The 19,532-nt window shown below is 64.4% G+C and carries 19 protein-coding genes; 18 read left to right on the top strand and 1 reads right to left on the bottom strand.

The genetic code is table 11. The annotated features are described in order from the left end of the window. Together ACN0SE_RS16160 and ACN0SE_RS16155 are read left to right on the top strand one after the other, a co-directional pair. Positions 1-1,044 (top strand): Ig-like domain-containing protein (locus tag ACN0SE_RS16160; RefSeq protein WP_417525567.1); only part of this gene is annotated, 1,044 nt, incomplete at its 5' end. A gap of 39 nt (positions 1,045-1,083) precedes the next feature. After that, on the top strand, positions 1,084-1,668 hold the full coding sequence (locus tag ACN0SE_RS16155) for a VPLPA-CTERM sorting domain-containing protein (RefSeq protein WP_417525566.1): 585 nt from the start codon (positions 1,084-1,086) through the stop codon (positions 1,666-1,668). A gap of 239 nt (positions 1,669-1,907) precedes the next feature. On the opposite strand, the gene ACN0SE_RS16150 is transcribed toward ACN0SE_RS16155, so the two are convergent. Continuing rightward, on the bottom strand, positions 1,908-2,525 hold the full coding sequence (locus tag ACN0SE_RS16150; protein ID WP_417525565.1) for a trypsin-like serine peptidase: 618 nt from the start codon (positions 2,523-2,525) through the stop codon (positions 1,908-1,910). 322 nt (positions 2,526-2,847) lie between these two features. On the opposite strand from ACN0SE_RS16150, the gene ACN0SE_RS16145 reads away from it, so the two are divergent. The 16 genes from ACN0SE_RS16145 (at position 2,848) to ACN0SE_RS16070 (ending at position 19,472) form a co-directional block, all read left to right on the top strand. Beyond that, entirely contained in the window at positions 2,848-3,135 is a 288-nt protein-coding gene (locus ACN0SE_RS16145; RefSeq protein WP_417525574.1) for a hypothetical protein, read from the top strand. 347 nt (positions 3,136-3,482) lie between these two features. Beyond that, positions 3,483-4,061 (top strand): hypothetical protein, encoded by a 579-nt coding sequence (locus ACN0SE_RS16140; protein WP_417525564.1) that lies wholly within the window; start codon positions 3,483-3,485, stop codon positions 4,059-4,061. An 898-nt stretch (positions 4,062-4,959) separates the two neighbouring features. Further along, positions 4,960-5,640 (top strand): sugar transferase, encoded by a 681-nt coding sequence (locus ACN0SE_RS16135; protein ID WP_417525563.1) that lies wholly within the window; start codon positions 4,960-4,962, stop codon positions 5,638-5,640. A gap of 3 nt (positions 5,641-5,643) precedes the next feature. Beyond that, positions 5,644-6,198, top strand: coding sequence for a transcription termination/antitermination protein NusG (nusG, locus tag ACN0SE_RS16130; protein WP_417525562.1), 555 nt, complete (start codon positions 5,644-5,646; stop codon positions 6,196-6,198). A gap of 504 nt (positions 6,199-6,702) precedes the next feature. Then, complete coding sequence (locus ACN0SE_RS16125; RefSeq protein WP_417525561.1) at positions 6,703-7,716, top strand: NAD-dependent epimerase/dehydratase family protein; 1,014 nt, start codon at positions 6,703-6,705, stop codon at positions 7,714-7,716. Between the two features lies 1 nt (position 7,717). Beyond that, positions 7,718-8,995, top strand: coding sequence for a Vi polysaccharide biosynthesis UDP-N-acetylglucosamine C-6 dehydrogenase TviB (tviB, locus tag ACN0SE_RS16120; protein WP_417525560.1), 1,278 nt, complete (start codon positions 7,718-7,720; stop codon positions 8,993-8,995). Between the two features lie 226 nt (positions 8,996-9,221). Further along, positions 9,222-9,578 carry a MarR family EPS-associated transcriptional regulator gene (locus ACN0SE_RS16115; protein WP_417525559.1) on the top strand — a complete coding sequence of 119 codons (357 nt, stop codon included), beginning with the start codon at positions 9,222-9,224 and terminating at the stop codon, positions 9,576-9,578. A 75-nt stretch (positions 9,579-9,653) separates the two neighbouring features. After that, on the top strand, positions 9,654-10,025 hold the full coding sequence (locus ACN0SE_RS16110) for a hypothetical protein (RefSeq protein WP_417525558.1): 372 nt from the start codon (positions 9,654-9,656) through the stop codon (positions 10,023-10,025). Beyond that, positions 10,022-11,152, top strand: a complete 1,131-nt coding sequence (locus ACN0SE_RS16105) for a glycosyltransferase family 4 protein (protein ID WP_417525557.1) — start codon at positions 10,022-10,024, stop codon at positions 11,150-11,152. Before ACN0SE_RS16110 ends, ACN0SE_RS16105 begins: the two co-directional genes overlap by 4 nt. 64 nt (positions 11,153-11,216) lie before the next feature. Further along, on the top strand, positions 11,217-11,993 hold the full coding sequence (locus ACN0SE_RS16100) for a YdcF family protein (protein ID WP_417525556.1): 777 nt from the start codon (positions 11,217-11,219) through the stop codon (positions 11,991-11,993). 401 nt (positions 11,994-12,394) lie between these two features. Then, positions 12,395-14,215, top strand: a complete 1,821-nt coding sequence (locus ACN0SE_RS16095; protein WP_417525555.1) for an ABC transporter ATP-binding protein — start codon at positions 12,395-12,397, stop codon at positions 14,213-14,215. Positions 14,216-14,256: 41 nt separating this feature from the next. Then, positions 14,257-15,255, top strand: coding sequence for a UDP-N-acetylglucosamine 4,6-dehydratase (inverting) (pseB, locus tag ACN0SE_RS16090; protein ID WP_417525554.1), 999 nt, complete (start codon positions 14,257-14,259; stop codon positions 15,253-15,255). A gap of 191 nt (positions 15,256-15,446) precedes the next feature. Further along, positions 15,447-16,595 carry a UDP-4-amino-4,6-dideoxy-N-acetyl-beta-L-altrosamine transaminase gene (gene pseC / locus ACN0SE_RS16085; protein ID WP_417525553.1) on the top strand — a complete coding sequence of 383 codons (1,149 nt, stop codon included), beginning with the start codon at positions 15,447-15,449 and terminating at the stop codon, positions 16,593-16,595. After that, a complete protein-coding gene (locus tag ACN0SE_RS16080) occupies positions 16,592-16,870 on the top strand; it encodes a cytidylyltransferase domain-containing protein (protein WP_417525552.1) in 279 nt (92 codons plus the stop codon). Before pseC ends, ACN0SE_RS16080 begins: the two co-directional genes overlap by 4 nt. Further along, positions 16,867-17,964 carry a UDP-2,4-diacetamido-2,4,6-trideoxy-beta-L-altropyranose hydrolase gene (pseG, locus tag ACN0SE_RS16075; RefSeq protein WP_417525551.1) on the top strand — a complete coding sequence of 366 codons (1,098 nt, stop codon included), beginning with the start codon at positions 16,867-16,869 and terminating at the stop codon, positions 17,962-17,964. The genes ACN0SE_RS16080 and pseG overlap by 4 nt, the downstream gene beginning before the upstream one ends. After that, positions 17,961-19,472, top strand: a complete 1,512-nt coding sequence (locus ACN0SE_RS16070) for a hypothetical protein (protein WP_417525550.1) — start codon at positions 17,961-17,963, stop codon at positions 19,470-19,472. Before pseG ends, ACN0SE_RS16070 begins: the two co-directional genes overlap by 4 nt. Positions 19,473-19,532 lie beyond the last annotated feature (60 nt).

The following is a 19,532-nucleotide window of genomic DNA, read 5'->3' as shown; positions in this document are numbered from 1 at the left end:
TACACGATCAGCGACGGCAATGGCGGCACCGATACCGCCACCGCGACGATCACCATCAACGGCGCCAATGACGCCCCGGTGGCAGTCGACGATTCAGCCGCGACGGACGCCGACCTGGCCTTCGGTGAGGATGAGGGCGCGCGCAACATCACCGCCGATCTCCTCGGCAATGACAGCGATCCCGATGCCTCCGACACGCTGAGCGTGACGGCGGTGGACACCACCGGCACCACCGGGCTGGTGACGCTGATAGGGGGCGTGGTCAGCTATGACCCCAATGGCGCCTTCAACGCCCTTGCGGTGGGCGAGACCGCCACCGACAGCTTCACCTACACGATCAGCGACGGCAATGGCGGCACCGATACCGCCACCGCGACGATCACCATCAACGGCGCCAATGACGCCCCAACGGCCACCGATGACGTGGGTGCAACAGCCTTCGAGACCCCGGTCACCTTCCTGATCGCGGACCTGCTGTCGAATGACAGCGATCCGGACGGTGACACGCTGCAATTCGTCAATGTGCAGACGGAGACAGAGGGCAGTACCACCGTCAACGGCACGACCTCGGTCACCTTCACACCGGATGCCGGCTTCTTCGGCGAGGCGACCTTCACCTATCTCATCAACGACGGCAACGGCGGCTCCGATACGGCGACGGTCCGGATCGCCGTGGCCGAAGACACGCCCCCCGCCCCCAACCCGGTGATCGGCACGATGAACCGCGACAGGCTGGTCGGCACCGACGAGGTCGACCGGATCGAAGGTCTGAAGGGCTCCGACTATCTCTACGGCCTGGGGGATGCCGACACCTTTGTCTTTGGCAAAGAGCTCGTCGACACCGTACGGGACCGCGACATCATCGCGGACTTCGAAGTCGGGCTCGACGGCATCGAACTCTCGACCAGTGACTACAGCCTGATCTTCCGCCCGGGCCTCGCCATCGTCCTGGCCGGGCCGCTCAACGACCTGATCTACGTCTACGGTGACGCAGATGAGGAAAGCGATCTCAACATCACGGTGAACCCCGATCTTCTGCTATAAACGGGGCCCGGACGTCCTGACAAACATTGGAGACCATGAATGCTGATCAAGAAAATACTTTGTGCCGCGGCTCTGGCTTTCGCCGGGACGACCGCAAACGCTGCCCCGCTGGACCTCACTGCCTTTCTCGAGGGACCGGCAGTGCCGGGCACGGCGCCAGGAGTGCTTCTGTTTGACCCCGTTTTTGGGCTCGAGGTAGATTTCTTTGCGCCGCTGCCACTCGCGAATGGCACCGATATCACTTTCCTTTACGACGGCGTCATTGACATCTTTGACGTTCTCACGCTCCCCTTTGGCCCGTTAGACTTCTACAACATCACCGAGGTCGGCTTCACGCCAGATACACTTGAATTTCTTCTGACAATTGACCCCGGGAGTGGCCCTGGACCTGTTTTCGGTCCACATGCCGTGGCGAGATTCACCTCACCTGACTTCGACTTCTTGTTTTTGCCGCCGGGTGCGGATCCGCTCACCTCCCTTTCTCTCCCGGCCTATCCGCTGGCGAGCTACTCGGTCTCTCCGCTTGCGCTCGTCACGCCCATCCCGCTTCCGGCCGGGCTGCCGCTTCTGCTGTCCGGGCTGGCCGGGCTGGTGGTGCTGCGCCGCAGGAAGCGCCTGGGGTGACAGGCCTGCCGGATCCCCTGCGCGCGGTGCGGGTTCCGCGCGAGACCTGAACCTGCTTGTCCCCGAACCTGACACGCGCGTCCCGGACACCCCGCCCGGAAGAGGCGCGCAAGGGTCTGGCGGGCTCGCAGGTCACCGGGCGCGCGGAAGGCTCTTGTGAAGCAGGCCGGTCTGTGGAGCAGCCTGGGTCGACGGCAGCCCCGGTCTCCGTTCCGGTTTCGGCGCGGAAGCCGGCAGACCTATTGCAGAAGATGTGCTGCCACTGTCCGTCTCAGCCAGCTCGGGAGTTCCACCGCAATCGCGCCGCTCCCCTGCCGGGAACTCACCACGCCGACAACCTGCCAGCCTCCCTGTGCGGCCTGGCTCAGCACGGGGCTGCCGGAATTGCCATCGATCACCGGACATCCCACATGCACCAACCTGGCCCCCAGGCGGGTCGCCGGGCAGGTGAAATCTCCGCTCAGCAGATGCGGCGTCCTGCGGTGATAGCCGAGCAGGGCGACCTCGGTGGCGTCCCAAGCGTCCTCCTCTTGCGTTGCCAGAGGTAGGGGTGTGACCTCTTCCATGGGGCTTTCCAGAACCACCAGGGCCACATCATTGGTGATCAGGGGCTTGCCTTTCACCGCATACGCCGGATGGCGGATTTCCGATTTTGACGCACGCGCCGCGACATAGTCTCCACGAGACCATCCGGCCACGAACACCCGGCCGGAGACCCCGTCCTCCGACACGCAATGCGCGGCCGTCAGGACGAGGTCGGGGGCGATCAGCGTGGCCGTGCAGGCCTGTTTGGTCCGGAACCCGGCGTGCCCCAGCCGCCCGATTGCGGGAAACTGCGCGGCGATCTCATCGGCCAAAGGCGGCAAGGCGACGTCCTGCGCCGGAGCCGGCGCTCCTGCGCCGCAGAGCGCGATCGCGATCAGCGTGAAAACCCGGCGGAGACTGCATCCTTGCATGGGGCGACCTGTCCTGTGGGAAGGTTGATGCAACCTTGCCCTTCGGCCCGGGCTTTCCGGAACCTGAAAGCAGGGTCGCAATTGGCCGCAACACATTCAAGCCTCATGTCGCACCGCCGGTTCTGCCCTGACGTCGCCGCCATCCATGTGGGCGTCCTCCATCATGCCGCTCGCGCCGGGGAGCTTGCGGCAGGCTGCAGCAGCCCGCGGGGGGCAAGCGCAGGTGACCACGCGCACCGCAGCCTCCTACATCGGTGCGCTGGTGAGCCTAGGCCTGTACGGGGGACTGGAGGCGGAGGCGCTTGAGGGGCTGCGCTCGGTGCAGGCCCATCTGCAACGCCAGGGCTGGCGGTCGCTGAAAAGGAAGCAGACCCGCATCGAGGCGCTCTATGACGACGAGGGCTATGCGAGGTCATGCGGGTTCTGGCTGGCAGGCTCGCTCGGCCCGGCGCTGGCGTGTCGCCCACTCGCCGACGACCTGGAGACTGCCCTGAAACCCATCAGCCCGTAACCGGCGCCAGAGTTCTGCGCCGTTGCGGCATCCGCTCAGCACTCGGGGTCTATCTGGCGATCGGTCGGGCGGCGGCGGCTGGAGCGGACGGATCATTCCGGTAGCTGGTCGCGGGTGATCGTCGAAACGGCCTTCGTCCGGGGCTGACTGCGCAGGCCCGAACTCGTTGCACGTAGCCACGAAAAAAGATGCCAACTTTCGTTTTCCGTTTTCAGCGCGCGACCAATGTCCTCCCTGCACTGTTCTGAAGGCTCAGGGGAGAAGCCGATCGGGCCCCCAAGGCCATAGCAAAACCTGAATTACACTCCGCGGCACCGCAGGTCCGCGGCCAACAAGAGGCGTTTAAAATGTACGAAACATCCATCACCGATCCCGTCGGTCAGGCCATCGCCGCAGCGCAGCAGTATTATGTCCCCGAGATGTGCTGTTCCGTTGAACAGATCTCCAGGCTTCTCTTCGGACTGGTCCAAGCCGGCTCCTTCCTCCTGGAGGACAGTGAAGACGGCGTGCCGGAGGCATTCCTTGAGGCCTATCTGAAACACGCCACTGCATTCGAGGGGATCACGCAACATCCCAGCTTCGCGCCGTTCAAGGCGGCGGTGGAAGGTGCCTGGTTCGGTGCAAGCGTGCCGAACCCCTTCGTGACGCGGCTGTCGCGCCAACAGGTTGGCGTCACCGTGGCGGAACTTCTGCTGGACTGGCGCCGCATCGAGGGTGCAAGCTACAACCAGATGGTCGAGCGCCTTGCAATTCAGAAGGTGGCTCTGGCAGCTGCCGCGGCAGACCCCGGTGCCGAGGCCCGCTTCATTGCCGATGATTACGAGACAACCGAGTTCGAGTTCCAATGGCATCTCGAACACGGGGTGGTGGAGAGCCTCGAGTCACGGTTCTTCCTCGGCAAGGACCGAATGGTTCCCACTCGCTAGACCTGCGGCATCCCCAATACTCCGGGCGGCCCGGTCTCGGAAATTATGCACACTGAGGCCGAGGGGTCCCCGAGGGGCAAGTGAGCCGTGATCTGGATCGACGGTCACACACCCGGGGTAGCAGCAAGCATTTCGACCATGGCGCAGGCGATCACATGATGCATGCGGTTGAGAACCCGGCGACACCGATCCTCGCCACGGTGGAGTTCATCGATGGCCCGAACCCGCCCCTGCCGGTGCCCAACGAGGTGCGGCTGAAGACCCCGGGCTGAGGCATGCGGCCCCCTCGGGAGGTGCTTCGGAAGCGTGTGCCGAAGCCAGCGCGGGATGCTGGTGCAGGTCCAGGCGCGGGGCTTTCGGGGCTGACGGTGACAAGAGGGCTGGCCTTTCAGCCCGGCTCTCGGAACTCTTTTTTCTGAGTTTTCTCCTGGAACTCTTCCCGGGCCTTTCCCCCGGATTTTGCACCGCTGCCTTGGCGGCGCTCGATAAGCTCGCGCGGTGGTTGCTCGTTTCCGACCTAGGGTTTCGCCTTGCCTGGGCGGTCGCGCCGACCGCGAAAACCTCCCTGCGGGCGTAGCAGGGACATAAATTCCTTGTGTTTCATAAATGTGACGCTTCCCCAGAGGCAATCTGTCCGGAGGGCGGGGCATGGCGGCGGGTGGCTGGCGTCTGTCTCGGGCGCGCCGAGGTCACGCTCCTTTAAGTTGAAAAGCCGATTGTTTCCAAACTGTAAACCAATTGTTCCAATGCTTTGGACGTGATCGGGGCATTCGCGTTTGTTAGAAAATCCTTGATATGTACAGCGCTTCTCACCAAGATTAACTGAACTTTAAGGATTCGGGTCAGCGCATTTTTTAGCTGGCGCAACGTATTTTTGCTTTTTCAGGGGGGATTGGGTTTGAAACATGTTTCTGCTCCTGTCGCCGGCACCTACGCATTTGTCGGACATGACAGTTTTTCTTATACTGCGCCAGCGGCGCAGGTTCATCGAAGAGGATACTTTTTTGCTAAGCGCGCGGTCGATCTGATCTTCGCCCTCGCCGCATTGCCGACCTTCATGGTGTTGACCGTCGTGGTTTTTCTGGCAAACCTGATTTTCAATCGGGGTCCGGTGTTTTTCCGTCAGGTCCGGATGGGGCAGGACGGAAAAGCCTTCACGATGTGGAAGTTCCGGACGATGACCGGCGGCGGAGAGGCGCTGCGCGCGGCCAATGCGCCGCTGGATAGCCACCGGATCACGCCGCTTGGGCGCTTGCTGCGGCGCACCAAGCTCGATGAGGTGCCGAATATCCTCAATATCATCACCGGTGACATGAGCCTTGTGGGCCCGCGCCCCGATGCCTTTGAGCATGCCACCGAATACGTCTCCCGGGTGCCGGGGTATCGCAGACGCCTGACCGTACGTCCCGGGATCACCGGGCTGGCTCAGGTGCGCGGTGGCTATGCCGACAACCCGCGCGCGGTGCGACGCAAGGCGCGCTATGACGGGTTCTACATCCAGAACTCCAGCCTCTTGCTCGATCTTTATGTCATTGTCCTGACCTTCGGGGTGGTTCTCTCCGGCTTCGGGCAGCGGTGAGCAATGTCCCTCGGTCGGACAGCCCGCGTCGCGCCCGATTCTTGGTATCTTGCCCAGCTCAAGCCGGGCGGGTTGGACCGGGCAATCCTCAATCTCGAACGCCAGGGCTATGAAAGCTTCATGCCCCTGCGCGAGGAAACGGTGCGGCGTGCAGGGCAGTGGCGCAGGATCGTCAAGCCGCTGTTTCCGGGATATCTCTTCGTAAAGGTGGCAGATGACAGGCGGAACTGGCGGTCGATCAATGCTACCTGCGGCGTGTCGCGGCTGGTCGCGCTCGAAGCCGGGAGGCCGACGCAGGTCGCGCCGAACATCATCGCGGCGCTGAAACTCCGCCTTCAGGACGATGGCAGGGTGCAGGCGCCGCCCGATCTCGCGGCCGGTGATCGGGTGAAGGTGATCTCGGGGCCGCTTGCGGACAAGGTCGCGGAAATCGAAGGCATTCCGGAGCAGGGGCGCATCTACGTGTTGCTGGAGCTCATGGGGCGCTACACCAGGGCGGAGCTGCCCGCGTCCCATGTCGAGCGCTGCCTGCCGGAAAGCATGCCGCGCCCCATGTAACGCGGCGGCTCTCCGGCTTGTTTCCGGGTCCGGAAACGAGGGCTCTGTGCCGCGCCGTGGCAGAGCCTGACCCGCTGACCCGTGAAGCGGTCCGCGGATGATCTTATAGGCGGGCGCTGGCATTGCGCGCGTTCATTCGGCGGGCCGCAGGGCAGGTGCCTCCTTTCCAGCCTTTGCATCACCCCATCCCGAAGCGCGGCGACGCGCTCAACCGGGCACAGTCCGGCAGAGGATTCACGGTGCCGGACATGCGCTGTTGCATTTGCCTAACTTTCCGAAAAATCATCGAAAAAATAACTTCCGACACGGTATCCAACCTGCTACCGTTCAAAAATGAACGCAGTCTGCATGACTGGTCCTGCCTGCCGGACCGCGCCGTGAGCGCAGCTGCGGTAGCCGTGGGCGGAGCGTCCTGATTCGCCTCTCCCGAACAGCTCCGGTTCCGAGTTTCCGACCGGGTGCCCCGGGCGAGGCTATGACTGACAGCACATCGGATAGTATTGAATGACGCGCGTCTTGATCACCGGCACTGCCGGATTCATCGGGTTTCACTTGGCAAAGCTTCTGCTGGCCGAGGGGTTCCGGGTTCACGGCTACGACGGGATGACGGACTATTACGATGTGACGCTGAAGCAGAAGCGGCACGCGATGCTCCTGCAGAGCGAAGGCTTCTCCGCGACGGAGGGCCTGCTGGAAGACGAGGCGCGTGTCTGGACCGTTGCCGAGGACTTCAAGCCGGAGATGATCGTCCATCTCGCGGCGCAGGCCGGCGTGCGCTACTCGCTTGAGAACCCGCGCGCCTATCTCGACAGCAACGTTATCGGCACCTTCAACGTGATGGAGGCCGCCCGCAAGCTTGAGGTCGGGCATCTGCTGATGGCCTCGACCTCCTCGGTCTACGGCGCCAACGAGGAGATGCCGTTCCAAGAGACCGAAAAGGCCGACACGCAGCTTACGATCTATGCCGCGACCAAGAAGGCCAATGAGAGCATGGCCCACGCCTATGCGCATCTCTGGGGCTTGCCGACCACGATGTTCCGCTTCTTCACCGTCTATGGTCCATGGGGGCGGCCGGATCTGGCGCTCTTCAAGTTTGTCGATGCGATCCTCGATGGCCGCCCGATCGATATCTACAACCACGGCGACATGTACCGCGACTTCACCTATGTCGACGACCTCGTCCGGGGCATTCGGCTGCTGATCGACACGCCCCCCGAACGGCCGGCCAGGGCGGCAGATATCGCAGAGGGAGACAGCCTGTCGCCGGCGGCGCCGTTCCGCGTTGTGAATATCGGCAATTCCGACAAGGTCCGGCTTCTGGATTTCGTGGATGCGATCGAAGACGAGCTCGGGGTCAAGGCCAAGCGCAATTACATGGATATCCAGCCGGGGGATGTGCCCGCGACCTGGGCCAATGCCGAACTTCTGAAGAATTTGACGGGATATTGCCCGCAGACCGATATCAGGGATGGCATTCGGGATTTCGTGACTTGGTTCAGGGATTATTATGACAAATGACATGCCATTCGCCGATGACGTGAAGATTGCGGTGATCGGGCTCGGCTATGTCGGGCTGCCCCTTGCGGTGGAGTTCGGCAAGAAATTCACCACCGTGGGGTTCGACATCAGCCCGTCCCGGGTGGCGGAGATCTGCAAGGGGCAGGACAGCACGCGGGAGGTTTCGGAGCGTGAATTGCGCGAGGCGGTTCATCTGACCGCCTCTGCGGAGGTCGCGGATCTCCGGGCGTGCACGGTCTTCATCGTGACCGTGCCGACGCCCATCGACAGCTCGAAACGGCCCGACCTCACGCCGTTGCGGCGGGCCTCCGAGACGGTTGGCGGGGTTCTGAAGCCCGGTGACACGGTGATCTATGAATCGACGGTCTACCCCGGGGCCACAGAGGAGGTCTGTGTCCCGATCCTCGAAAGCACCTCCGGTCTGAGCTTCAACCGGGATTTCACCGTGGGGTATTCTCCGGAACGCATAAACCCTGGCGATACCCAGCGCCGGTTGCCCAATATCGTGAAGGTGACCTCCGGCTCGACCGCCGAGGCCGCAGAGCGGATCGATGCGCTCTATAGCGCCATCATCCCGGCCGGCACGCACAAGGCGGGCAGCATCCGCGTCGCCGAAGCTGCCAAGGTCATCGAAAACACCCAGCGGGATCTCAATATCGGGCTGATGAACGAACTTGCCATCATCTTCAACAAGCTGGGCATCGATACCGAAGCCGTGCTGCAGGCGGCGGGGACCAAGTGGAATTTCCTGCCCTTCCGTCCGGGTCTTGTCGGCGGCCACTGCATCGGGGTCGATCCCTATTACCTGACCCACAAGGCAGAGGAAATCGGCCATCACCCGCAGATCATCCTTGCCGGGCGGCGCCTGAATGACGGCATGGGCGCCTATGTCGCCGGACAGCTGGTCAAGGCGCTGATCCAGCGCCAGACCCAGGTCAAGGGCGCGCGGGTGCTGGTTCTGGGTCTGACCTTCAAGGAAAACTGCCCCGATCTGCGCAACACGCGGGTGATCGACGCCATCCGCGAGCTCGAGGAATTCGGCGTCAGGGTGGATGTGCATGACCCCTGGGTCGCCTCGGAAGAGGCCAGGGAGGCCTTCGGCATCGAAATAGTCGTCCAACCCGAGGAGGGGGCCTATGACGCCGTCCTGCTGGCCGTCGCCCATGTTCAATTCCGCGAGGCCGGCGCCGGGGCGCTGCGCAAATACGGCGGGGAGGGACATATCCTCTACGACCTTAAATACGTGCTGCCGGCATCCGACAGCGATCTTCGGCTGTGACCACGAGGCAAGAGTACGCTGCGAAACGCACTGTTCCCGAAATCTCGCCGCGTTCTGGGATAATTAATTGGCATTGCGGCAGGAATCATGTGTACCGTTCACTTGTGAACTCAGGCGGAGGTGGTCTGAGCGGGATGCCTTCCCCATTTCGAGCTGGCGGCGCAGCCGGTCTCGCTGCGGTAGCCGTGATCTGACGCCCGGGGTCATGTCGTCCCAGAGAGAGAAATTGCAACAGGATGTCCGGTTTCGAATTCTTCGGCTCCTCGACGGCAATCCGCAGATGAGCCAGCGTGCCCTGTCGCGCGAACTCGGGATCAGCTTGGGCGCGGTCAACTACTGCCTCAGCGCACTTGTCGCGAAAGGCCAGCTCAAGATCAGCAACTTCCGCGCCTCCAACAAGAAGCTGCGCTACGCCTATGTACTGACGCCCAAGGGGGTGGCCGAAAAGACGGCACTGACAAGCCGGTTCCTGCAGCGCAAACTGAATGAATATGACGCGCTGAAGGCCGAGATCGAAAGCCTGCAGGAGGATCTCGAACTCGGCGCTGATATGGCACCTGCCCCACAGAGGCCGCGAAAATGACGCCGGCCGCCTCCGGTCCTGTAACGTTCAGCCATGCGGAGGCTGTGGACAGGCAAGCAAGAGAATTCGCTGATCATGGAACTGAACTGGGAAACGGTCTGGTACGAAAGCAAGGCTTGGATCGAAGGCGAGCTTGGGATGTCAAGCGACCTGCTGCATGTGCAGATCGGTCTGGCCGTGTTTCTCGCCTGCGTCCTGCTTCTGAGAACCCGGCGCAACGGAGTACTCATCGCCTGGTGCCTCGTGGCAGGGCTGCAAACGGTCAACGAAGCCTTCGACGCCCGGGATTGGATCATCTGGACCGGGTCCGTGAACTGGCCGGAAACCGCCAAGGACTGTAGTTTGACGCTTTTCTGGCCCACCATCTTTCTTGTGACCTGGCGATGGACCGGGCGCGTGCAAATGCCTGATGCAGCCCAGGGCCGCCCGCGGAGGCGCTCTGCGTGAGGATCCTTCTCACCGTCAATGCGAGTTGGAACATCTGGAATTTTCGCCAGCCTCTGGTGGAAGCGCTGCTCGCCGACCGGCATGAGGTCCGCCTTCTCGCGCCCCGCGACGAGACGGTGCCCAGGCTCGAGGCGCTGGGCTGCGAGGTCCATCACCTTGAGATGAACGCCAAGGGGCTCAACCCGCTGCAGGAGCCGCTGACGCTGTTGCGCCTGCGCCGGCACTTCCGCAGCCTGCGACCGGATGTGATCCTGAGCTTCACGATCAAGAACAACATTTTCGGGGCGCTCGCCGCGAAATCCGCGGGCATTCCCTTCATCCCAAATGTCACCGGCCTGGGCACCGCCTTTCTCTCGGGCGGCATGCTGGAGCGGGTGGCGGTGCTGCTCTACAAGACCGCGTTTCGCGGATTGCCGGCGGTCTTCTTCCAGAACGAGGACGACCGGGCTCTGTTCGTGACGCGCGGCCTGGTGACAGAGGCGCAGGCCCGCTGCCTGCCGGGATCGGGCATCGACCTCGAACGTTTCGCCGCCGCGCCCTATCCGGCACGACGCGATGCGCCGCACTTCCTGATGGTGGCCCGGCTGCTGCGGGACAAGGGGGTGCTGGAATATGTCGAGGCGGCCCGCCGGGTGAGGGCGCAACACGCCGGGGCTCGGTTCCAGCTGCTTGGCGCCACCGACGCCGAGAACCGGTCCGCGATCGATCGAGCCACCGTCGCGGGCTGGGAGTGCGAGGGTGTCATCGAATACCTCGGGACGGTGGAGGATGTGCGGCCGATGATCGAAGCGGCGGATTGCGTGGTCCTGCCCTCCTATCGCGAGGGCGCGCCGCGGACGCTGATCGAGGCGGCGGCGATGGCCCGGCCGCTCATCGCCACCGATGTCCCCGGTTGCCGGGCGGTGGTGGAGCACAGACAGACCGGCTTTCTCTGCGCGGCCCGCAGCGGCGAGAGCCTGGCGGCGGCCTGCACGGAGTTTATCTCCCTCGCACCAGAGGCGCGGGCGGCGCTGGGCCGCGCCGGACGCGCCAAGATGGAATGCGAATTCGGCCAGAGCATCGTTGTGGACGCCTACCGCAGTCTTCTCGCAGAGCTGGCGCCCCGGACGGGCCGGGCGGCGGCATGAGGCGCAAAGGGCATGACCGGCCGCCCGCGTTTGCGAGTGTCTGAGACGGTCCGGCACAGTGGACATGGCATTCTTCATCCTCTCCAAGCTGCTCGGGGTCGCCCTGAAGCTCGAGACCTGGCTGCTTGTGCTGGCCCTGTTCACCTTCTGGGCCAGCCTGCGTGCCTGGCACAGGGCCGCGAAAACCGCCTCTGCGGTGCTGGTGCTGGCACTTCTGGGGATCGGGCTGCTGCCTCTTGGGGATGCCCTTTTGCGCCCGCTGGAAACCGGGTTTCCGCTGGTGACGGACTTGGTCTCGGTCGATGGCATCATCGTGCTGGGGGGCGGAGAGGACGTGCCCGCAAGCCGTCGCTCCGGACAGCCGCAGCTTGGCGCCGGCGGCGACCGCTACATCGCGGCCTTGGCGCTGGCCCGCGCGCATCCGGAGGCACGGCTGGTATTTGCCGGGGGCCGCGGCCGCCTGCGGGACATGACCGGCAGCGCGCTCTCCGAGGCGGCGGTTGCCGAAGGGATCTTTCGCGCCCAAGGGCTTGCACCGGAGCGGCTGCTCTTCGAGGGCCGATCGCGCAACACCGCCGAAAACGCCCGTCTGAGCCACGCCTTGGCCAAGCCGGCGGCGGGGGAGCAGTGGGTGTTGATCACCAGCGCCTTTCACATGTCGCGGGCGCTGCGCAGTTTCACCGCCGCGGGCTGGCAGGAGATCACCCCCGTTCCGGTGGATTTTCGGACCTGGGACCTGGCCGACGGGCTGGGCTGGTCGTTCCAGCGCAATCTGGGACTGACCAACCTTGCCTTGCGGGAATGGGCCGGACGGGTTGTCTATGCGCTGACCGGACGATGACCGGGGGCGGGGCGATGGCGGGAAGGAGCTCGCAATGACACGGGCGACGACGAGGCGACCTTGGCATCGAAGGCTACCGGGGTCGGGCCTTGCCGCCTTGGCACGTATTTTCGGAGAGAAGCAATGCACCACCCTGCTGAAGTGAAGGTCACAACCCCGGCTGCAGCTGTCCGCATGAGCCTGTGGCCCCTCAAGGGGCAGGCGCGCCGGTGCCGCCGCATCTGGCTGCCAGGTCTCGCTGCCCGGGCCGCCACAGCCGTCCGGGAAGCGGGGCGCCGCTGGCCCCTTCGGCTGAAATCTCCGGTCAGCGCGCCGGGAGGGGGGGGCTTCGGCGGCGCGCCAGTCGTGTCGCCGAGAGTGGGAACAAGGGTCCCGGTGCGCGTTACAGAGAGGCCGGCAACGTGAGCAAGTTCAAGACCTTGAACATGGCCTGGGCGCTTCTGGACTCGCGTGAGCGACGCAACTTCGGAATCCTGCTTGGCATCGTAATCGTCAGCGCGCTCTCCTCGGCCGTGATGGTCGGCTCGATCCTGCCGTTCCTGTCGGTCTTGTCCGATCCCGGGCGCATCCATTCCGTTCCGGCGCTGAGCTGGGCCTATGAGATCCTTGGTTTCGACAGCGATTACACCTTTCTCGTGGGGCTTGGTTTGGCGTCGCTTGCCGTGATCGTCTTTGCCAACGGCATATCGATCGTGAAAACCTGGGCCATCGCACGGTTCACCAGCCTGCGTGTGCATTCGATCAGTCATCGGCTGCTGACCGCCTATCTGCGCCAGCCCTATGCGTTTTTCCTGAACCGGCATTCGGCCGAGATGGGCACCCGGATTCTGTCGGAAACCCAGCAGGTCGTGCGCACCTCCATAACCCCTGCCGTGGAACTGATCGCGGCGCTCTTCACCGTCATTGCGATCGTGACCCTGCTGCTTCTGGTCGAACCGGTGGTCGCGGTGATTGCCTTTGCCGTTCTGGGGGGGATTTACGGTGGCATCTTCGCGCTGAGCCGGCGCGCGCTGAAGCAGCTCGGGCGTCAAAGGGCGGAAACCAACGGCGCACGCTTCCAGATCACCAACGAGGCTCTGGGCGGGATCAAGGACATCAAGCTGCTGGGCTGCGAAGACGCCTATCTGGCGCGCTATGCCAGATATTCGCTGCGCATGGCGCGCACCCTGGCCAGGATTGCGCTGATCACGCAGCTGCCGCAATACGGGCTGCAGGTCATCGCCTTCGGCGGGATCATCCTGCTGTGCCTCGTCCTGGTCGATGCGGACGGGCTTGCCTCCGGCACGGCCCTGAACGGCATTCTCCCGGTCCTTGGCCTCTTCGCCTTTGCCGGGCAAAGGCTCATGCCGGAACTCTCGAAGCTCTATCAATCGCTGACCAAGCTGCAGGCCGGGGCCGCGGCGGTGGAGATCGTCCATGACGATCTGGCCGCCTGGACCGACAGGGAGGAGAAGCCGGCGGATCAGGCGCGGCTCAGCCTGCAGGACAGGCTGGTTCTGGAGAATGTCTCCTACAGCTACCCGGATGCCGCCCATGCCGGGGTGCGCAATGTGAGCCTGACCATCAACGCCGGCGAAAAGATCGGCATCGTCGGAGGCACCGGGGCGGGCAAGACCACCCTTGCCGATCTGGTGCTCGGATTGCTGACGCCGACCATGGGCCGGCTTGTCGTGGACGGCACGGCCGTGACCAAGGAGACCCTGCGCGCCTGGCAGAAAAACGTGGGCTATGTGCCGCAGAACATCTTCCTGACCGATGCCAGCATCGCCGAAAACATTGCCCTCGGTGTGCCGCGGAAGAAGATCGACGAGGCGCGCGTGGTCGAGGCCGCGCGGATTGCGCAATTGGACGGGTTCATTCGCTCAGAGCTTCCGGAAGGATATGCCACCTCGGTCGGCGAACGCGGGGTCCGTCTTTCGGGCGGTCAACGCCAGAGGATCGGCATTGCGCGGGCGCTCTATCATGATGCGGATTTCATCGTGTTCGACGAGGCGACCAGCGCGCTCGACAACCTGACCGAGCGCGAGGTCATGGCCGCCATCGACGCGCTTCCCGAGGAGAAGACCGTGCTCATGATCGCGCATCGCCTCAGCACGGTGCAAGGCTGCGACCGCATCGTGGTCATGGATCAGGGCAAGGTGGTCGGCTACGACAGCTGGTCGGCACTGATGGTCGGCAATCCCCTGTTTCAGCGCATCGCGCGGTCCCATGAGACGGCGTGATCGCAGACCTGCGTCAACTTGATAGAGGAATAGATATCATCATGCTTTCCAATTCCACGATTTTGGTTACCGGCGGGACAGGGTCCTTCGGACATGCTTTTCTTCCCATGGTGCTGGAGCAGTATGACCCCAAGAAGGTGATCATTCTGTCCCGGGACGAGATGAAGCAGTGGGAGATGGCAAAGCGCTTCAACGACGATCCACGGGTGCGGTTCTTCATCGGTGACGTGCGCGACCGTGAGCGCCTCTATCGCGCCTTCGACGGGGTGGATTACGTCGTTCATGCCGCGGCGACCAAGATCGTGCCAACCGCCGAGTACAACCCCTTCGAATGCATCAAGACGAATGTGAACGGGGCGATGAACATCATCGATGCGGCGATCGACAAGAAGGTGAAGCGTGTGGTTGCGCTCTCCACCGACAAAGCCTCGAGCCCGATCAACCTGTATGGCGCCTCCAAACTGGCCTCCGACAAGCTCTTCGTCGCCGGCAACGCCTATGCCGGCGAGCACGACACCCGCTTTTCCGTGGTGCGCTACGGCAATGTCATGGGGTCGCGGGGATCGGTGATCCCGTTCTTCATGTCGATTGCGGACAGCGGCGTGCTGCCGATCACCGATCCCCGGATGACCCGTTTCATGATCAGTCTCGAAGAGGGCGTCAAACTGGTGTGGCACGCGTTCGAGGACATGATCGGCGGCGAGATCTACGTGAAGAAAATCCCCTCGATGAAGGTGACGGACATCGCCCGGGTCGTGGCACCGCAGGCGAAACAGGAGATCGTGGGCATTCGCCCCGGCGAGAAGGTGCACGAGCAGATGGTCGGGCTGGAGGACGCGCCGCATACGTTCGAATATGACGAGCATTTCAAGATTCTGCCTGCGATCAACAACTGGGCGATGGATCCGAGGCGGATCAAGGACGGCAAGAAGGTGGCCGAGGATTTCGTCTACTCCAGCGGCACGAATGTCGAATGGATGAGTGACGAAGCGCTGGCGGAGTGGATCGAAGCGAACCGCGAGAAGATCGGGGCGATCTGAGTGGTCTCGCCGTCGCCGCCCGGGCCGCCGGCGGGACACCGTTTGACGGCCCCCGGTTGAAGGTCCCTGGCCCGATCTTGACTGCGGAGGGCCTTGGTGGCGCAGGCTGCGGCGGCCTCTGCCCAGCCCTTGCAGATGAACGACACTCTCCCGGGGTCTATCAGGACACCTCGAGGCATAAAGGAAGCAACATGATCCCCTATGGACGGCAGGACATCCGGCAAGAGGATGTCGACGCGGTGACCGAAGTTCTGCGGTCGGATTTCCTGACCCAGGGCCCGGCTGTTCCGGCCTTCGAGGCTGCTGTGGCAGAGGCCACGGGTGCCGCCCATGCGGTGGCGGTGAACAGCGCGACCTCGGCCCTGCATATCGCCTGTGTCGCGCTCGACCTGGGGCCGGGGGACAGGCTCTGGACCTCGCCCAACACCTTTGTGGCCTCGGCCAATTGCGCGCGCTACTGCGGGGCGACTGTGGATTTCGTCGATATCGATCCGGTCACGGCCAATCTCTGTCCTGACCGGCTCGAGGACAAGCTGCGCGCGGCCGATGGCGCGGGACAGCTGCCCAAGGTGATCGTTCCGGTACATCTGACCGGACTGTCCTGCGACATGGAGGCGATCGGCGCGCTGGCCCGCAAATACGGGATACGGGTGATCGAGGACGCCTCGCACGCCATCGGGGGGCGCGCCGGAGACCGGCCCGTCGGGGCCTGTGCCCACAGCGACATCACGGTCTTCAGCTTCCACCCGGTCAAGATCGTGACTTCGGGCGAAGGCGGCATGGCGGTCACGCAGGAGGCCGGGCTTGCCAACCGGATGGCCCGGTTGCGCAGTCACGGCATCACCCGCGACCCTAAGGAGATGACCCATGCGTCCGACGGCCCCTGGTATTACCAGATGGTCGAACTCGGCTGGAACTATCGGATGACGGATGTCTCCGCGGCGCTCGGCCGGGCCCAGATGGCGCGGCTTGGCGACTACGTGGCGCGGCGGGGGGCGCTTGCCGATCGCTATGACCGCCTGCTCGCCGATCTGCCCGTCACCCTGCCGGGCCGGTCCGAGGGTGTGGTCTCGGCCTGGCATCTCTATGTGGTGCGGGTCGAGGCTGCGCGGCACCGCGCGATCTTCGAGGGGTTGCGAAACCGGGGGATCGGGGTGAACCTGCATTACATTCCCGTCCACCTGCAGCCCTATTACCGCGCGCGGGGCTTTGCCCCGGGGAATTTCCCCGAGGCCGAGCGCTACTACGCCGAGGCGATCAGCATCCCGCTGTTTCCGACGATGACCGAGGCCATGCAGGACGAGGTGGTCGCGGCGCTTGCCGCAGAGTTGGCGGCATGAGGCTTGCGGTCATCCCGGCCCGCGGGGGCAGCAGGCGCATCCCCCGCAAGAACATCCGCGCGTTCTGCGGCCGTCCGATGATCGCCTGGCCCATCGCAGCCGCCCTGCAAAGCGGCGCTAATGTCTTTCCGCTCTCCCGCTTCGCCTTTTTGATCCAGCGCGCCCTGCGGCGGGATGCGGAGGACCTCTTCGCAACATGCGCCCAGGACATCGATACCGCGGAAGACTGGCGCATGGCCGAGCGGCTGTTCGGGGCGCCGGAGCCGGGGCGATGAGCGCGCCGGTCGTCGCCTTTCGCGCCGATGCCTCGATCGACATCGGCACCGGCCATGTCATGCGTTGCCTCACGCTGGCCGCTGCCCTGCAGACGCGGGGGGCGGAGTGCCATTTCCTGTGTCGCGATCTGCCCGGCCATCTGGCTGACAGCATCCGCGCGCAGGGGCTGACGTGCCATCTGCTGCCCGCGGCTGACCCGCAGGATGACGGGCGCACGGTGCACTCCCGCTGGCTTGGCGTCAGCGGCGCCTGCGATGCGGCGCAGAGCCGGGCGGTGCTGGATCGGATCTCGCCGGACTGGCTGGTGCTGGATCACTACGCGCTCGACGCCGCCTGGGAACGCGCGGCGCGGCCCGCGGGCGGCCGGCTCATGGTGCTCGACGATCTCGCGGATCGCCCCCACAGCTGCGACCTGCTGCTCGACCAGACCCTGGGGCGAATGGCGCAGGATTACCGCGGACGCGTCCCGTCTGGCACAGCGCTGCTGATCGGTCCGCGCTACGCCCTGCTGCGGGCCGAATTCGCAGCCCAGCGCGCCGAGAGCCTGGCCCGGCGCGCGCCGCAGCGGCTGGCGCATATCCTGGTTTCGCTGGGCGGGGTCGATCGCGACGATGTCACGACCCGGGTGCTTGACAGGCTGGCGGACTGCCCGCTTCCGGCCGGGAGCCGGATCACCGTCGTGCTCGGCTGCTCTGCGCCGGCCCGCGAGGCGGTCGCGCGCCGCGCCGCCCTCATGCCGGTGCCGACAAGGGTCTGCGTCGGCGCGAACAACATGGCGGCGCTGATGGCCGAGGCCGACCTGGCGATCGGGGCGGGCGGCACCACCTCATGGGAGCGGTGCTGTCTGGGCGTGCCGACGTTGCTTGCCGTGCTAGCGCCCAATCAGGCGCCCTCGGCCGCGGCGCTCTGCGCCTCCGGTGCGGCGCTCCGGTTCGGCGACCCGGCGGATCCGACGGCCGGGCTGGTCACGGCCCTGGACGAGGTGACGCCCGCCGCGCGGCTCGGCGCGATGAGCGACGCCGCGGCGGCCCTGGTGGACGGCCTCGGGGCCGCGCGGGTGGTGACCGAGATGGAGGCCAGCGTGGTGCAATGACTGCTGACAGCCTGCAAACGAGCCCCCTGCGCCGGGCGAAAGCCGCCCTTCTGTCGACATTGAGGCCCAATCAGAGGCGCAACTGGGACAAGGACCAGATTCATCACTACAAGCTGTTCCTCGCCGATTTCGAGAGGATAAAGCACGCCTGCGGCGCCTCGGTGCATGGCTTCAAGCTCCACGATCTTCTGGAAAAGGAGATCCGGAACGCCTATTGGATCTACCGGTCTTCGGCCTCTGAGCAGGCTGTCCTGATTGCCAAGATCATTGCGAGGAGCGCGATCGAGAGGCTCAGGCCGGCCCGGGGGGCTGCGGTCGAGGACAGCGGCCCGCGGATCGCGAACCCGAAAGCCCTGTTCGTGGTCTCTCCGGCGACCGGCGTGGATGCCCTGGCGAATGTCGCCGCCAGTTCCTTTGAAAAGGAGGAGGTGGTCTTTGTCTACTCGGGCGGGAATTCCCGGGTCGAGGAGGATATCCGGCGCCGGGGGTATGCCCTGCTGATGGCGGATGCGGCCGCAAGCGCGAAATGGCAGCCCGGGGCGGCGGCGGCGCAGTTCCTGCGGGAACTCCGGCTGGGGCTGCGGGCGACGCGGCTCAACCCTTTCCAGAAGCTGTTTGTCTACCTCTACACGCGGAGCGCGCTCCGGAAACTTGAGACCTATCGGGACTTCTTCTCGCGGCAGCTGAGGGGGGATGACAGGCTGGTCTTTACCGGGCGGCCGAGGACGGCCTTCGTCACCGCGGCGCTGCTTGCCAGTCACGACCAGAACGCCAGGGCGGTCTTCGTGTCGCATACGATCTGGTACAAGTTGCCCTGCCCGATCGGCAGGCTCTATGACTTGTCCTGTTTTTCCGGCGCCATCCTGATGACGGAGCATTGCAGGCGGGAAGTGGCGCGCGTGAACCCGCAACTGGACGTCGCGGTGGTCGGCATGGAAACGCCGGAGAGACAGCCCGTGAACGGCCGGGCGCATGCGGCCGCCGGGCACAGTAGGCTGCGGGTCGGGATGTTTCTCGGCGTGAATGATTTCATCACCGAGGTCATACCGGACATCGCCGGGCTCGACGTGGAGATCTATCTCAAGACACGGCCGCCGGGCGGCAATGCAAAGGCCTTCTCGCATCTGAGCGATCACTATTCCAACCTCCGGATATGTGACCACGCCGATGTGCCGATGGACCGGTTCTGCGACCGGGTCGATGTGATTGTCGGCGGGTATTCGACTGCGGTCTTCCATGCCGCCAGTTTCGGCGTGCCCGTCATCGGATACCTGACGACGGTCGAGCGGCAGGCCAATGATTTCCTCCGCCCCGCGCTCATCCCCTACGACCTGGCGGTGATCAAGGCCGCCGACATCGGGACGGTCGTCGCCGAGTTGACCAGGCTCGCCGCTGCGCGCGAGGCGCTGCCGGGCCTGTCGAAGGACCAGCTCGAGAAGGTGAAGGCGAATATCCCGAAGGTGGATTTCGCGTCGGTCGGCAAACTCACGACCCGGTCGGAGGTGTAGATGGGCCGCCGCGTCTTTGTCATTTTTATTTGGATATCTGAGAGGTTGAGATGGCACAAA

This window comes from Marinovum sp., from assembly GCF_048263515.1.
GTDB lineage: Bacteria > Pseudomonadota > Alphaproteobacteria > Rhodobacterales > Rhodobacteraceae > Marinovum.
This window is presented reverse-complemented; position numbering and strand designations above follow the sequence as displayed.